Source organism: Stenotrophomonas sp. HMSC10F07, from assembly GCF_001807895.1.
In the GTDB taxonomy this organism is placed as follows: domain Bacteria; phylum Pseudomonadota; class Gammaproteobacteria; order Xanthomonadales; family Xanthomonadaceae; genus Stenotrophomonas; species Stenotrophomonas sepilia.
Genome location: NZ_KV791372.1, coordinates 66,277 through 79,933 on the forward strand (window position 1 = coordinate 66,277; position 13,657 = coordinate 79,933).

9 protein-coding genes are annotated in these 13,657 nt (G+C 66.5%); 5 read left to right on the forward strand and 4 right to left on the reverse strand.

Features of this window, described 5'->3' with window-relative positions; translation table 11 throughout:
• Positions 1 to 120: 120 nt before the first annotated feature.
• Entirely contained in the window at positions 121 to 1,404 is a 1,284-nt protein-coding gene (locus HMPREF3114_RS09220; protein WP_053497946.1) for a putative DNA modification/repair radical SAM protein, read from the forward strand.
• Positions 1,385 to 2,845, forward strand: a complete 1,461-nt coding sequence (locus tag HMPREF3114_RS09225; protein WP_053497948.1) for a UdgX family uracil-DNA binding protein — start codon at positions 1,385 to 1,387, stop codon at positions 2,843 to 2,845. Before HMPREF3114_RS09220 ends, HMPREF3114_RS09225 begins: the two co-directional genes overlap by 20 nt.
• Positions 2,846 to 2,890: 45 nt before the next feature.
• On the opposite strand, the gene maiA is transcribed toward HMPREF3114_RS09225, so the two are convergent.
• Positions 2,891 to 3,559 (reverse strand): maleylacetoacetate isomerase, encoded by a 669-nt coding sequence (maiA, locus tag HMPREF3114_RS09230; RefSeq protein ID WP_053497949.1) that lies wholly within the window; start codon positions 3,557 to 3,559, stop codon positions 2,891 to 2,893.
• A 14-nt stretch (positions 3,560 to 3,573) separates the two neighbouring features.
• On the reverse strand, positions 3,574 to 4,563 hold the full coding sequence (locus tag HMPREF3114_RS09235; RefSeq protein WP_005415155.1) for a fumarylacetoacetate hydrolase family protein: 990 nt from the start codon (positions 4,561 to 4,563) through the stop codon (positions 3,574 to 3,576).
• A 598-nt stretch (positions 4,564 to 5,161) separates the two neighbouring features.
• Here HMPREF3114_RS09235 and HMPREF3114_RS09240 point away from each other — a divergent pair.
• Entirely contained in the window at positions 5,162 to 6,580 is a 1,419-nt protein-coding gene (locus HMPREF3114_RS09240; RefSeq protein WP_070489641.1) for a DEAD/DEAH box helicase, read from the forward strand.
• A 550-nt stretch (positions 6,581 to 7,130) separates the two neighbouring features.
• Here the strand turns inward: HMPREF3114_RS09240 and HMPREF3114_RS09245 are convergent.
• Together HMPREF3114_RS09245 and HMPREF3114_RS09250 are read right to left on the reverse strand one after the other, a co-directional pair.
• The gene (locus HMPREF3114_RS09245; protein WP_070489642.1) at positions 7,131 to 9,725 is read right to left on the reverse strand and encodes a M14 family zinc carboxypeptidase; all 2,595 of its coding nucleotides are present in this window, start codon (positions 9,723 to 9,725) and stop codon (positions 7,131 to 7,133) included.
• Positions 9,726 to 9,799: 74 nt separating this feature from the next.
• On the reverse strand, positions 9,800 to 12,439 hold the full coding sequence (locus HMPREF3114_RS09250) for a TonB-dependent receptor (protein WP_053501161.1): 2,640 nt from the start codon (positions 12,437 to 12,439) through the stop codon (positions 9,800 to 9,802).
• 192 nt (positions 12,440 to 12,631) lie between these two features.
• Between HMPREF3114_RS09250 and queD the strand changes: the two genes are divergently transcribed.
• Entirely contained in the window at positions 12,632 to 12,994 is a 363-nt protein-coding gene (gene queD, locus HMPREF3114_RS09255) for a 6-carboxytetrahydropterin synthase QueD (protein ID WP_005407953.1), read from the forward strand.
• Between the two features lie 116 nt (positions 12,995 to 13,110).
• Positions 13,111 to 13,458, forward strand: a complete 348-nt coding sequence (locus tag HMPREF3114_RS09260) for a phasin family protein (RefSeq protein ID WP_053501159.1) — start codon at positions 13,111 to 13,113, stop codon at positions 13,456 to 13,458.
• Positions 13,459 to 13,657 lie beyond the last annotated feature (199 nt).

Sequence of the window (13,657 nt, forward strand, 5' to 3'; positions counted from 1 at the left end):
AAAAGGGGACGGAGGGGATTAAGTCGTTTGTGCACTTGCGACTTGATCCCCCGTCCCCTTTTTCTGAAGAATTCAGGGGCGGTCTCATCCAATGAGACCCCTCATCCGTAGGTTTCCTCAATGGAAACCATCCGCAAGCTGGCCATTCTGGCTGATGCCGCCAAGTACGATGCCTCCTGCGCCTCCAGCGGCTCGGGCAAGCGCGATTCGCGCGCCAGCGGCGGTATCGGCAGCACCGAGGGCATGGGCATCTGCCACAGCTACACGCCCGATGGCCGCTGTGTTTCGTTGCTGAAGATCCTGCTGACCAACTTCTGCGTCTACGACTGCGCCTATTGCGTGAACCGGGTTTCCAGCAACGTGCCCCGTGCACGTTTCAGCGTGGATGAGGTGGTCACGCTCACCCTGGACTTCTACAAGCGCAACTACATCGAGGGCCTGTTCCTGTCCAGTGGCATCATCCGCAATGCGGACTACACCATGGAACAGATGGTGGAAGTCGCCCGGCAACTGCGCGAAGAACACCGCTACGCCGGCTACATCCACCTCAAGACCATTCCCGAGGCCTCGCCGGAACTGCTGGCCAGTGCCGGGCGCTATGCCGACCGCCTGTCCATCAACGTGGAACTGCCCACCGAAGCCGGCCTGAGCGCCTTGGCGCCGGAGAAGACGGTTCATTCCATCCGTGGCGCGATGGGGGAACTGCGCTGGCGCATCGAGGAAGCCAAGGAAGCTCGCAAGGCCCCCGCATCGGTGGCACCGACGGCCAGCCGCAGCACTCGCCCGCGCCCTCCCCGTTTCGCACCGGCCGGGCAGAGCACCCAGATGATCGTCGGCGCGGACGGGGCAAACGACCAGCAGATCCTGGCCAGCGCCGACAGCCTGTACGGCAACTACCGCATGCGCCGGGTCTACTACTCCGCGTTCAGCCCGATTCCGGACGCCAGCCGGCAGCTGCCACTGCAGCCGCCACCGTTGCAGCGCGAACATCGCCTTTACCAGGCTGACTGGCTGCTGCGCTTCTACGGGTACGGCGTGGATGAGATCACCGATACCACCCAGGACGGCATGCTCGACCTGGATATCGACCCGAAGATGGCCTGGGCAATCCGCCATCCCGAGCGCTTTCCGGTCGATCTGAACCGGGCACCGAAGGAGATGCTGCTGCGCGTGCCCGGCCTTGGCGTGCGCAACGTCAAGCGCGTGCTGATGGCACGCCGTCACGGGCGGCTGCGCGTGGCCGACATCGCACGCCTGAAGGCACCGATGAGCAAGCTGCTGCCGTTCGTGCTGCTGGCCGACCATCACCCGCGCAAAGCACTGGACGATCCGGCGGCGCTGCGCGCGCAGCTGGCCCCGCCGCCGCGACAGGGTTCGCTGTTCGATGCCCCGTCCGCGGCCTGACGCGCAGCGCTGGTCGCTGCGGGTGGATCCGCCATGGTCGCTGGAGGCCTGGCGCGGCGGTGCACGCGAAGCCCTGCTGCGCGGCGTCGCGCCGGAGCAGCTGGACTGGCTCGAGGGCAGCGACGCATCACTGCTGGACGCGCCAGCGGTCACCTCGGCGCCCGCACAGGCCGACGCTGGCGCACCGACGGTACCGCGCGACTTCCTGGAGCTGGCGGACACCTGCCTGTGCCATCGCGACGGACAACGCATGGCCCTCCTGTACCGGTTGCTGTGGCGCATCGCCCATGGCGAACGCTCGGTGCTGTCAAACCCTGCCGATGCCGACGTACTGAGGGCGATGGCCATGGCCCAGGCGGTCCGCCGCGACACGCACAAGATGAAGGCATTCGTGCGCTTCCGCGAAGTGCCTGGCCAGCCTGATGCGTTCATCGCCTGGTTCGAGCCACAGCACCACATCGTCGACCGGGTCGCGCCGTTCTTCGCGCGCCGCTTCACCGGCATGCGCTGGGCCATCCTCACGCCTTCGCGCAGTGCCTCCTGGGATGGGCAGGCGCTTGCCTTCGGCCCCGGTGCACGACGCGAGGATGCCCCGGCCGAGGATGCACGCGAGTCGCTGTGGCAGACCTATTACGCCAGCATTTTCAATCCGGCCCGGCTCAACACGCGGATGATGATGCAGGAGATGCCGGCCAAGTACTGGCGCCACCTGCCTGAAGCCCGATTGCTGCCTCGCCTGGTACGCGACGCCGCCGACCGCGTGCAGGAAATGCATGACCGTCCCGCGCAGGCACCGCAACGCAGGATTCCGCTGCGAGCGAACCCTCCGGCACCGGCAGCCGAAGCCAGCAGCCTGGACAATCTGCGCGGACAGGCCAGCGCCTGCCGCCAGTGCCCGTTGTGGGAGCAGGCCACGCAGACCGTGTTCGGACAGGGGCCGGTAGGGGCCGGGGTGATGCTGGTCGGAGAGCAACCCGGTGACACCGAAGATCTGCGTGGGCAGCCATTTGCAGGACCTGCCGGCCAGGTGCTGGACCGCGCATTGGCGGAACTGGGGATCGATCGCGCCACGCTGTACCTCACCAACGCGGTGAAGCACTTCCACCATGAACGGCGCGGCAAGGTGCGGCTGCACAAGCGGCCGGAGAGCCGTCACATCCAGGCCTGCCGGCCCTGGCTGATGGGTGAGATCGCGCGCGTGCGGCCCCAGGTGATCGTGTGCCTTGGCGCGACAGCGGCAGCCTCGGTGTTCGGCCATGATTTCGACCTCTCGCGTGACCGCGGGCGCTGGCACACCCTCGAGGACGGCACGCGCGGCTACGCCACGGTGCACCCGGCATGGGTGCTGCGACAGACCGACGATGCCCGCCGCGAGGAGGCCTACCGGTTGTTCCGCGATGACCTGGCCCGATTGCAACAGAAAGGGGACGGAGGGGATTAAGTCGTAAATGCACTTACGACGTGATCCGTTCCGCCCCCTCTGCTTTCAGGCGGCGTCGGGCTGGTTTTCCGGGCGTGCGCGGTCGAAGGCGTCCAGCGCCTGGCAGGCCGCTTCGATGCGGCGCAGGGTCGGGTACGGTGCCAGGTCCAGGCCGAAACGGTGGGCGTTGTACAGCTGCGGCAACAAGCAGATGTCGGCCAGGCCAGGGCGGTCGCCGTGGCAGAAGGTGCCGGTGTCGCGGCTGTTGGCCAGCATCGCTTCCATCGCGTCAAAGCCTTCGGCGATCCAGTGCAGGGTCCACTGCGTGCGGGTGTCGGCAGGCAGCTGCAGGTCGCGTTCCAGGTACTGCATCACCCGCAGGTTGTTGATCGGATGGATATCGCAGGCCACAAGCTGCGCCAGCGCCCGCACCCGTGCGCGGCCCGCAGCGTCGGCCGGCAGCAGCGGCACCTGTGGGAAGCGCTCTTCCAGGTACTCGATGATCGCCAGCGACTGGGTCAGCGTGTGCCCATCATGCAGCAGGGTCGGCACCAGCTGCTGCGGATTGAGCGCGCGATAAGCCTCATGGTGCTGCTCGCCACCGTCGCGCACCAGATGCACCGGCCGCGCCTCCCAGGCCAGGCCCTTCAGCTCCAGGCCGATGCGCACGCGGTAGGCGGCGCTGGATCGCCAGTAGGTGTACAGCACGATGCCGTCGTCGACCGGGATCTCCATCGCCGCCTCCATGCTCAGGGCTTGGCCGCCTGTTCGATGCGCTGCTCGATCGCACCGAAGATGCTGTTGCCGGCAGCATCGAGCATCTCGATGCGGACCACGTCGCCGAAGGACATGAACGGCGTGCTCGGCTTGCCGTCACGCAGGGTCTCGACCACGCGCTGCTCGGCGAAGCACGAGGCACCCTTGCTGGTGTCTTCGTTGGCGATGGTGCCCGAGCCGACAATGGTGCCGGCACCCAGCGGGCGGGTCTTGGCCGCATGCGCGACCAGCTGGGCGAAGTTGAACTGCATGTCCACGCCCGCCTCCGGCGCACCGAACCACTGGCCGTTGATGTGGGTCAGCAACGGCAGGTGCACCTTGCTGTCCTGCCACGCAGCGCCCAGCTCATCGGGGGTGACGAACACCGGCGACAGCGCCGAACGCGGCTTGGACTGCAGGAAGCCGAAGCCCTTGGCCAGCTCCCCCGGGATCAGGTTGCGCAGCGAGACATCGTTGACCAGGCCGACCAGCTGGATGTGGCTGGCGGCCTGTTCCGGGGTGGCCGCCATCGGCACGTCGTCGGTGATCACCACGATCTCCGCTTCCAGGTCGATGCCGTAGTCCTCGCTGACCACCTTGACTGCATCGCGCGGGCCGTAGAAGCCTGCGCTGGTGGCCTGGTACATCAGCGGGTCGGTATAGAAGCTCTCCGGCACCTCGGCACCGCGGGCGCGGCGCACGCGCTCGACGTGCGGCAGGTAGGCGCTGCCATCGACGAACTCATAGGCACGCGGCATCGGTGCGGCCAGCGCCTGCGGATCGAGGTCGAACACGCCATCGGCGTCGCCAGCGTTGAGCGATTCGTACAGGGCGTTCAGGCGCGGTGCGATGTGGCTCCAGTCCTCCAGGGCCTGCTGCAGGGTGGCGGCGATGCCGGTGGCGCGCACGCCGTGGCGCAGGTCACGCGAGACGACGATCAGGGTGCCGTCGCGGCCGCCTTCCTTCAAAGAACCAAGCTTCATGGGTGGGTGTCCGGAGTCGTGGGCAAACAAGTTTCAAGTGTAATCAAATCTGCGGCGGCGCCAAGCTGCAGCGCGGCATCGGCCCACCCTACCGCAGGAGGGGGTTCGGCAGGGCTTGCAGCCCTGCACCTGCTTCAAGCCAAGGCAACAGCGGATGCAACAGCAACAGCGGACATTCCGTGGAATGGCGAGGCACTGTGGGTTTGCGGGGACGCCACCGGACCCACCCCGCCATCCCTCAGGAAACCCGCTTTTGACGTTGACGTCGCTTTGGCCTCTGCGGGTACAGGGCGCAGCCCTGCAGAGAGAACCCCTTACCTGAACGGGGCTTTTTGCGCGAGGTCTCAGCCATCGGTTAGACTAGGCAGGTCTGCAGCGGCCGTCCGTTTCCCTCCGGGATCGCCGGCGACCAGGGTCCGCCCTCTTCGCCCGCCCCCACTCCGACGCCGTTCGTCACGCATTCCAGCCTGCGCTTCGTGCCGGCTGCACCCAACTTCTCGCAGCGCGGTTCACGGGAACGCTCCGAGTCAGCCGATCACTTTGATCTGCCCCCGTCTGTCCGCTCGGACAGGCGTTTCTTGTACCTGGAGCAATCTCAATGTCTTTTGAATCGCTGGGCCTGGCGCCCTTCCTGCTGCGTGCGCTTGCCGAGCAGGGCTACGAAACCCCGACCCCGATCCAGCAGCAGGCGATCCCGCTGGCGCTGGCCGGTCGCGACCTGCTGGCCGGCGCACAGACCGGTACCGGCAAGACTGCTGCGTTCGGCCTGCCGTTGCTGCAGCACCTGGGCACCGCCTCGCAGGAGGTGCGTGCCGGCCCGCGCAAGCCGCGTGCGCTGATCCTGGCCCCGACCCGCGAACTGGCTACCCAGGTGCATGACAGCCTGCGCGGCTACAGCAAGTACCTGCGCATTCCCAGCGCCTGCATCTACGGCGGTGTCGGCATGGGCAACCAGCTGGACATCCTGCGCCGTGGCGTGGACCTGCTGGTGGCCTGCCCGGGCCGCCTGATCGACCATCTGGAACGTCGCAGTGTCGACCTGTCCGGCATTGAACTGCTGGTGCTGGACGAAGCCGACCGCATGCTCGACATGGGCTTCCTGCCGTCGATCAAGCGCATCCTGGCCAAGCTGCCGAAGCAGAACCGCCAGACCCTGCTGTTCTCGGCCACCTTCGAGGACAACATCCGCCAGCTGGCGCTGGAGTTCATGCGCAACCCGGAACAGATCCAGGTGACGCCGAAGAACACCGTGGCCGAAACCATCACCCATCGCGTGCATCCGGTCGATGCCGGCCGCAAGCGCGACCTGCTGCTGCACCTGCTGGCGCAGGACAGCCGCGAGCAGACCCTGGTGTTCGCACGCACCAAGCACGGCAGCGACAAGCTGGCCACGTTCCTGGAAAAGTCAGGCATCAAGACCGCGGCGATCCATGGCAACAAGAGCCAGGGCCAGCGCCTGCGTGCGCTGGGCGACTTCAAGGCCGGCCGCGTGACCGTGCTGGTGGCCACCGACATCGCTGCGCGCGGCATCGACATCAACGAGCTGCCGAAGGTGATCAACTTCGACCTGCCGATGGTGGCCGAGGACTACGTGCACCGCATCGGTCGTACCGGCCGCAACGGCGCGACCGGCCAGGCGATTTCGCTGGTGGCGCAGGATGAAGTGAAGCTGCTGCGCGCGATCGTGCGCCTGCTGGGCCGCGACATGGACATCCGCGATGTGCCGGGCTTCGAACTGCAGGTTCCGATCCGCTGGGGCAACAGTGCGCCGGGCAAGGCCGAGCACGATACCGGCGAGCGCGCACCGCGCAAGAGCCACGCACGCCGTCCGCACGGTGATGCACCGCGCCATGCGCATGCCGGCCCGAAGAAGGCCGGTGGTGGCCGTCGCGAGGGCGGTGGCAACGGCCAGCAGCGTGCGGGTGCAGGCGCCGGTCAGGGCCAGCGTCGTGGCGGTGGTGGTAATGGTGGCGGCCGTGGCCGCGGCCAGGGCGGCGGCGGCAGTCGCGCCGGCTGATCCCAGCTGCCAGGGAGGGTGCTTCCCGCTGCGCGGGGGGCTATCGAGGGACGGCGCTGACGCGCCGTCCTTTTTTTTGCTGGCTACCGTGGCTGAAAGCACGCGGATGGTTTGGCTTGGGGCGGCGCAGGGCGCAGTGGGTGCAAAACACGCCGTAAACCCATCCATGGGGGCTCGATCGCGCCATCCATGGCGCTCACGGTTTTGCACCCACTGCGCCCTGCGCCGCTTCAGAGATCGCCAGCGCCTACTTGCCCCGCCGGGTAGCCGGGAGAAGAAAGATCAAATTCAAATTCAAGTTCAAAGGCAAAAGCCGAAGCCGCAATTCCTGGCTTTGCTTTTGCTTTTGCTTTTGCTTTTGCCCTTGCTCTCGCCTTGGCGGTTCGATGCGTCCGCGCCCGCAGGAAACTGTCGAGGGGAGGCCGGGCGGGCTGCGCAGGACCGTGAGGCGCATGGATGCGCCGATCGAGCTTACATGGACGTATTTGCAGCGTGTCCTGCGCAGCCCGCCCGGCCGCCCCCACACGCATCAGTCAAGGCGCCAAACGCCTCAACCCCGCGCTTTACTCGGATTCACCAGATTCCCGAAGAAGATCGCGTTGATCAGCAGCCGATCCGTCCCGTGCCAGTACTTGCGGTGCGCCGGGTCATCGGCAAACAGCACCACGTTGCCCTGCCCCTGCGCCGACACCAGCAGCCACGCGCTGCCCGCCACCCGCGCACGGTTGCGCTCGGAAAGATAACCATTCACCCGCGGCGGCGTGTCGATGCGTACCACCGTCGAGAATGGGTTCGCACTCGGCTGCAGCGTCACCGTGTTCTCCTTGTTGATCGCCAGTTGCCGGCGCGGCACGCCGAACGCCAGCGGATGACTGGTGTCCACATCGGCGCTGAGGATGTTGCCGCTGACCCGCTCGATCGCGGCGATGTCGCGCTGGTCGCCGAATGCACGGCGGCTCTCGTCGCCGGCTTCTTCTTCCTTGCCGAGCTTCTCGCCGTCGGCGAGCTTCTGTTCGATCGCCCACTTCGAGGCACTGCCATAGGTCACCAATGAACCACCGGCCTGCACCCAGCGCTTCAGTGCAGCCACCGCCGCGGCATCGACGCCGGTATAGGTGCCACCGGACAGCACGATCGTGGTGTAGCGGTCCAGGGGCACTTTGCCCAGCTGCTGCGGGTCCAACTTGCTGGCAGGCAAGTGCAACTGCTGGTCGAGCAGGAACCAGGCCGAGCCGATCTCGGTGGCCGCCACGCCCTCCCCCATCACCAGCGCAACCGCGGGTTTGCGCAGCGCCTTGACGCCGTCACTGCCCAGATCGATGCCTTCGCGGCTGCGGCCACTGGGCAGCGCGTGCACCTGCACACCTGCCTCGCGCGCGGCCGATGTCACTGCCTCAAGCAGCGCCGCGCCCTGCAGCGTTTGCCCGGCAACCGGAATCACCAGGCTGCCGGCGGCGAAGCTGACGTCGCCCTGCGCGGTCGCCGTGGTGAACGGCTGGAATGCCGCACGTGCGCTCACGCCCTTGCCCTGCAGCGCGGCCAGCGCGCGCCCGGCGTTGTAGTCGCGCCAGTCGATCGCGTACGCGAATCCGGCCTGGCCACCCAGCACCGCGCCCTGCTCAGCCGGCAGCGCAGTCACGCGTGCGCCACCCTCGATACGGCTACGGCTGCCGGCGAAAGCCACGCCGTAGGCCGGTGCGATCGCATAGCTGGTGCTGCCGTAGAACACATCCCCCTTGATCGGCGGTGTCTCGGCAAAGATCGAATGCACCAGGCGGAACTGCGCCTGCTGCACCGGCACCACGTAGGCGCTGCCGGCATCGAAGCGCTGCCCATCAACGGTGATTGCACGCTCCAGCGCGCGTACCTCGATGCGATGCAGCAGCAACAGTTCCAGCAGGCGGCGGGTCAGTGCCGGATCATGCGCATCACCGAACACAAAGGTCTTCACCGGCTGCTGTGCGGCCTGCTTCAGCGCGCTCTGGAAGAACTGCTTCTGCAGGTCGAACAGGCCGCTGCGCTCAGTTACCGCGCCACGCACCGTGCCCAGCCCGGTGGCGACCTGGTTGCGGATGGTGAACGGGAAGGTCAGCAGGCCGTTCACCGATTCCTGCACGCGGCCACGCGAACTGGCCTGCTCGACGGTAACGCCGACGGCACCATGGAAGTCCGGGTAGGTGGAACCGTACACCGGCGAGAAGTTGTCGAAGTTCTCGCCGGTGTAGTACAGCGAACCCAAGGCATCCAGCGCCTGCGCGTGGTACTTGGCCAGGGTCTTGTTGAATTCATACGACGCCGCCGGAATCAGCGGGCTGTGCATGCTTTTCGGCGAGGGCTCGAAATAGTAGGTGCTGTCCTTGCCCATTTCGTGGAAGTCGATCTGCACGTTCGGGTACCACTGGTGGAACACCTCCACCTTCGGCCGCGAGTCCTGCTGGGTGAGGGCAAGCCAGTCGCGGTTGAGATCGGTGAAGTAGTGGTTGGTGCGGCCCTGCGGGAACGGTTCGACGTGTTCCTTGTCGGCCGGGTCGGCCGAGGCCGGATCGGAGGCCCAGGCGTTGTGCCAGTTGGCCGCACGATCGCGGCCATCCGGGTTCTGTGCCGGATCGAACAGCACCACCGCGTGCTGCAGCCACTGCTGGGTTTCGGCACTGCGGTTGGCCACCAGGTAGTAAGCAGTCAGCATCGCCGCCTCGGCACTGGACGTCTCGTTGCCATGCACGCTGTAACCCAGCCACACCACCACCGGGCTGTCACCGGCCGCGCTGCGCGGTTGCGCCGGATCGGCCAGGGTCGCGTGCTGTTGGCGCAGCTGTTCCAGCCGCGCGTGATTGCCGGCGGCGGTGACGGTGGCGATCAGCAGCGGGCGGCCCTCGTAGCTTCGTCCGATCTCGCGCACGCTGATCTTGTCCGAGCGTCTGGCCAGCTCCTGGAAGTACGCCACCAGTTGGTCGTGCCGGGTGTAGCGGCTACCGATCGGGTAGCCGAGGAACTGCTCCGGCGTCGGCACCGCTGCATCGAAGGCTGCCGCATCCGTGGCCTGCGGGAAGAAATAGGCACTCTGTGCCTGCGCCGGCTGCGGGCAGGACAGTACAGTGGCGGCGGCAAGCAGCAACGGAAGAACGGCACGGCGATGCAAGGACACGGTGACTCCCCAGGAACACAACGGCAGACAGTTGCGCGGCCGGTCCCTTCAGGTGGCCGGCCGCGGCGGATGGATCAGAAGCGGTAATCGAAGCCCAGCGTGAAGTAGCGGCCGCGCAGGTCGTACTGGCTGAAGTCGTATGGCGCGCGGATGCCCGGGAACGAGGCGTCGTACGGCGGCGTCTTGTCGGCCAGGTTCTGCACCTTGGCATACAGCGTCAGCTTGTCGATGCCGGTGTAGGCCAGGTACAGGTCGTACTGGCTGTAGCTGCCGACGCGCTGCTGCACGGCCTTCGCTGCGGTGCTGGCTTCCTGGCGATAGCCGCTGGTGTAGTACCAGGTCACCGCTGCGTTGAAGTCACGGTACTTCCAGTCCAGCGTGGTGGTGGCCTTGTCCTTGGGCAGGGTCGCGCCCAGGTTGCTGCCGGCGTAGTCGACCAGCGGGCCACCGACCACGGTCGGGCGACGGTAGTCGCGCACGTGGGTGTAAGCCGAGGACACGGTGAAGTCACCCAGCACCGCGGTCGGGATGCGCTGGCGCAGTTCGACGTCGATGCCGGAGGTCTTCAGCTCGCTCAGGTTCTGGTAGCGGTTGTAGACCGCCTGCAGCTTGCCGCGCTCATCGCGCTGCACCGCGCCAGCCACATTGTCGTTGACCAGGGTCTGGGTGTTGTTGGTGCCGACCAGGTTGTCCAGCTGGATGCGGTAGTAGTCCACGCTCAGGTTGGTGTTGGCCCACGGCGACAGCACCACACCGAAGTTCACGCTCCTGGTGCGCTCGGGCTTCAGTTCGTTGTTGCCGACGGTGAAGAAGGTCGGGTTCTGCCGCGAACCCGGCACGTCCGGATCACGCGGATCGACCACGCTGCCATAGGCGATGCTGGTGCTGTTGGAGTTTTCCGACAGCGACGGCGCACGGAAGCCCTTCGACGCCGACGCGCGCACCAGCAGGAAATCCAGCGGCTGCCAGCGCAGGCCGATCTTCGGCGAGAACGCATCGCCGAAATCATCGTAGTGATCGGCACGCGCGGCGGCGGACAGCTCCAGCGTCGAGGCCAGCGGCACGTTCACTTCGGCGTAGGCGGCACTGACCTGGCGCTGGCCATGCACTTCGGCAATGGCCGGCCGCACCTGCAGGCCGGCATCGATCTGCCACGGGTTGTTGGAATCGAGCTTTTCGCGGCGCCACTCGGCACCAGCGGCGAAGCCGATCTCGCCGGCCCAGGTGCGGCCCAGGCTGCCGGAGATCTTGGCATCGATGCCCTGCAGCTTGGACTCGGCCGGACGCAGCGTGGCGATGTTGATCGAATCACGCACTGACTGCGGCGTGGCTGCCGGGTCAAGCAGGTTGTAGCTGCCCGTGGACAGTGCGTTGGCCAGCGCCCAGCGGTTGGCGAAGCCGCCGGACACGCTCTCGCGCTCGCTGCTGCGCGCACCGAATGCGGCCACTTCCCAATCCCAGTTGGCGGTGGTGCCACGCAGGCCGAACACGCCGCGATAGGCGGTGGAGCGGTTGGTCTTGATCGTGCCGCCGAGGTCGAAGAAGGTGTACTCGATCGGGATCGCACGCCCGTACGGGTTGTACGGATTGCTGGCCGGCAGCAGCGACGACACCGGCTCGGCCAGGCCGCTGTCCGCGTTCAGTGCGAAGCGGCCGCTCTCCAGGGTGAAGAAGGGGCTGCTGCCAAACCAGGCAGCGCTCTTGATCTGGCTGTACAGCACTTCGCCGAAGGCTTCGACATTGTCGTTCAGGCGGAAGGTGCCGTTGGCATAGGCCTGGTAACGCTTGGTCGAAGGGATCAGCGTGGTGAACGGTGCCTGGTTGAAGCCGCAGGTATCACCGGACAGGCCATCGATCGGCGCGCTGGCAACGCGGGTGGTGCCGGCCGGGCAGTTGCCGTTGGCATCGAGCATCGGCACCGACACGCCGTTGACCAGGTAGCGTGCGCCCTTGGCCGACCAGCCGTTCCAGCGGCCACCGGGCTTGTCGGTGTAGATGCCACTGCGGGTCAGGTTGCGCTCGTCCTGGTCCAGGCGCTCGCGGTTGTAACCCTGCAGGCTGAAGAGGATGTTGTAGCCATCGGTGTCCAGATCACCGAGGCCGCCGACGAACTTCAGGTTCTGCTCGTGCAGGCCGCCCTGGTCGGCACCGCCGAAGCTGCCGCCGATCTCGGCGCCTTCGAAGTTCTGCCGGGTGATGATGTTGACCACGCCGGCCACGGCGTCGGAGCCGTACACCGCCGAGGCGCCGTCCTTGAGCACTTCGATGCGCTCGACTGCGACCAGCGGCAGCGCGTTGAGATCAACGAACGTATCGGACAGGCCGCCGGCCGGGAAGCCGTAGTTGGCCAGGCGGCGGCCGTTGAGCAGCACCAGCGTGTTCTTCTGCGACAGGCCGCGCAGGCCGATGCCGGCCGAGCCGGAGGCCCAGCCGTTGTTGGTGGTTTCGTTGCTGGCGTTGCCGGTGTTGGCCGAGATCGAACGCAGCACGTCGGCCACGGTCGCCTTGCCGGTCTGTTCCAGCTGCTGGCGGCCGATCACCTGCACCGGGTTGGAGGCTTCGGTATCGGTACGCTTGATGTTGGAACCGGTGACGCGCACGGCGGCCAGGGTGCTGGCTTCGCCACTGGCGTCGGCGGAGGTTTCGGCGGCGGCAGGCAAAGGCGCGGCCAGAGCGACGGCCAGGGCCGCCACGAGCAGGGTGTGCTTGGGCATGACGATGTGGGGGAGGTGGTAAGGACGACGAAGTTCCGCAGTAGTCCATGCCTGGCCGGCGCCCAGCCAATAACATCTCTTCATACGGATATAAGAGAAACTATCATCTCTTCATCCGGATGGAAAGAGTCACTTCACGAAAGCCCGGCGTCCGCTCAGGCTGCCGGGCCGCCTGCGGCGTACAATTGCGCCATGGAAATCTTCAAAGTCTTCATGCTCGAGGCGGCGCACCGCCTTCCCAACGTGCCGCCGGGGCACAAGTGCGCGCGCCTGCACGGCCACTCGTTCCGGGTGGAACTGAAGGTCGAGGGCGAGCCCGGCGCGCAGACTGGCTGGATCATGGACTTCGGCGACGTGAAGGCGGCTTTCCAGCCGATCTATGACCGCCTGGACCATCACTACCTCAACGACATCCCCGGCCTGGAGAACCCGACCAGCGAGAATCTGGCGGTGTGGATCTGGAACGAACTCAAGCCCAGCCTGCCGGCGCTGAGCGAGATCACCGTGCACGAAACCTGCACCTCCGGCTGCCGCTACCGCGGTCCGACGGCTTGATCAACCCATTGATCTGAAAGGTGTTTCAAAGGCGCCCTGGGCGCCTTTGTTATTTTTGTTGCATTGCCGCATCAAGAGCGTATGCTGCACTGCATCAAGCCACTCCCTGATGCCCCATGGCCGCCGCCTTCAGCGATCGCTTCAGTGATGCCACCCGCCAGCTCGCCGCCGCAGCCACGCGTGCGAACCGGCTGGCGTTGGAGAACGCGGAAAGCATGTTCGGCGTGCAGTTGAAGGTGATGGAGCGCAACCTGACCGCGACCGGCGGCTGGCTGGGTGAACTGGCCCGCAGCGACGACACGGCCGGGATGCTCAACAAGGGCGCACAGCTGTGGCAGGACAACCTGCAGCGGCTGGGCCAGGCCCAGCAGGATGTGGTCGGTCTCGGCCTGCAGGCAAGCAAGGCGTGGTCCGAACTGGTGCAGGGCTGCAACGAATCAACGGCGGACGCGAACAACCACTGACGCGACGCAACGCTCATTGCATGGGTCCCTCCCCCCATGCAATCCGGACCCGGCAGATCCCTCCCTCTGCCGGGTCCTTTTTTTTTGCCTGGTGTTCGGATTCCGAAGTGCGTCTTCGTCCGATGTCTCTGCGAGCTGAGGGGCCCCGCCGGGACAGGCAGGGGCCTGGGCAAATGTCCCCCGGCGCCGGCCGTTGGCC

Excerpts from the sequence above, each read along its gene's own strand:
- HMPREF3114_RS09235 (WP_005415155.1), bottom strand. The coding sequence starts at position 4,563 with ATGAAGCTTGGTTCTTTGAAGGAAGGCGGCCGCGACGGCACCCTGATC.
- HMPREF3114_RS09220 (WP_053497946.1), top strand. The coding sequence starts at position 121 with ATGGAAACCATCCGCAAGCTGGCCATTCTGGCTGATGCCGCCAAGTAC.
- HMPREF3114_RS09240 (WP_070489641.1), top strand. The coding sequence starts at position 5,162 with ATGTCTTTTGAATCGCTGGGCCTGGCGCCCTTCCTGCTGCGTGCGCTT.
- HMPREF3114_RS09250 (WP_053501161.1), bottom strand. The coding sequence starts at position 12,439 with ATGCCCAAGCACACCCTGCTCGTGGCGGCCCTGGCCGTCGCTCTGGCC.
- HMPREF3114_RS09225 (WP_053497948.1), top strand. The coding sequence starts at position 1,385 with ATGCCCCGTCCGCGGCCTGACGCGCAGCGCTGGTCGCTGCGGGTGGAT.
- maiA (WP_053497949.1), bottom strand. The coding sequence starts at position 3,559 with ATGGAGATCCCGGTCGACGACGGCATCGTGCTGTACACCTACTGGCGA.
- queD (WP_005407953.1), top strand. The coding sequence starts at position 12,632 with ATGGAAATCTTCAAAGTCTTCATGCTCGAGGCGGCGCACCGCCTTCCC.
- HMPREF3114_RS09260 (WP_053501159.1), top strand. The coding sequence starts at position 13,111 with ATGGCCGCCGCCTTCAGCGATCGCTTCAGTGATGCCACCCGCCAGCTC.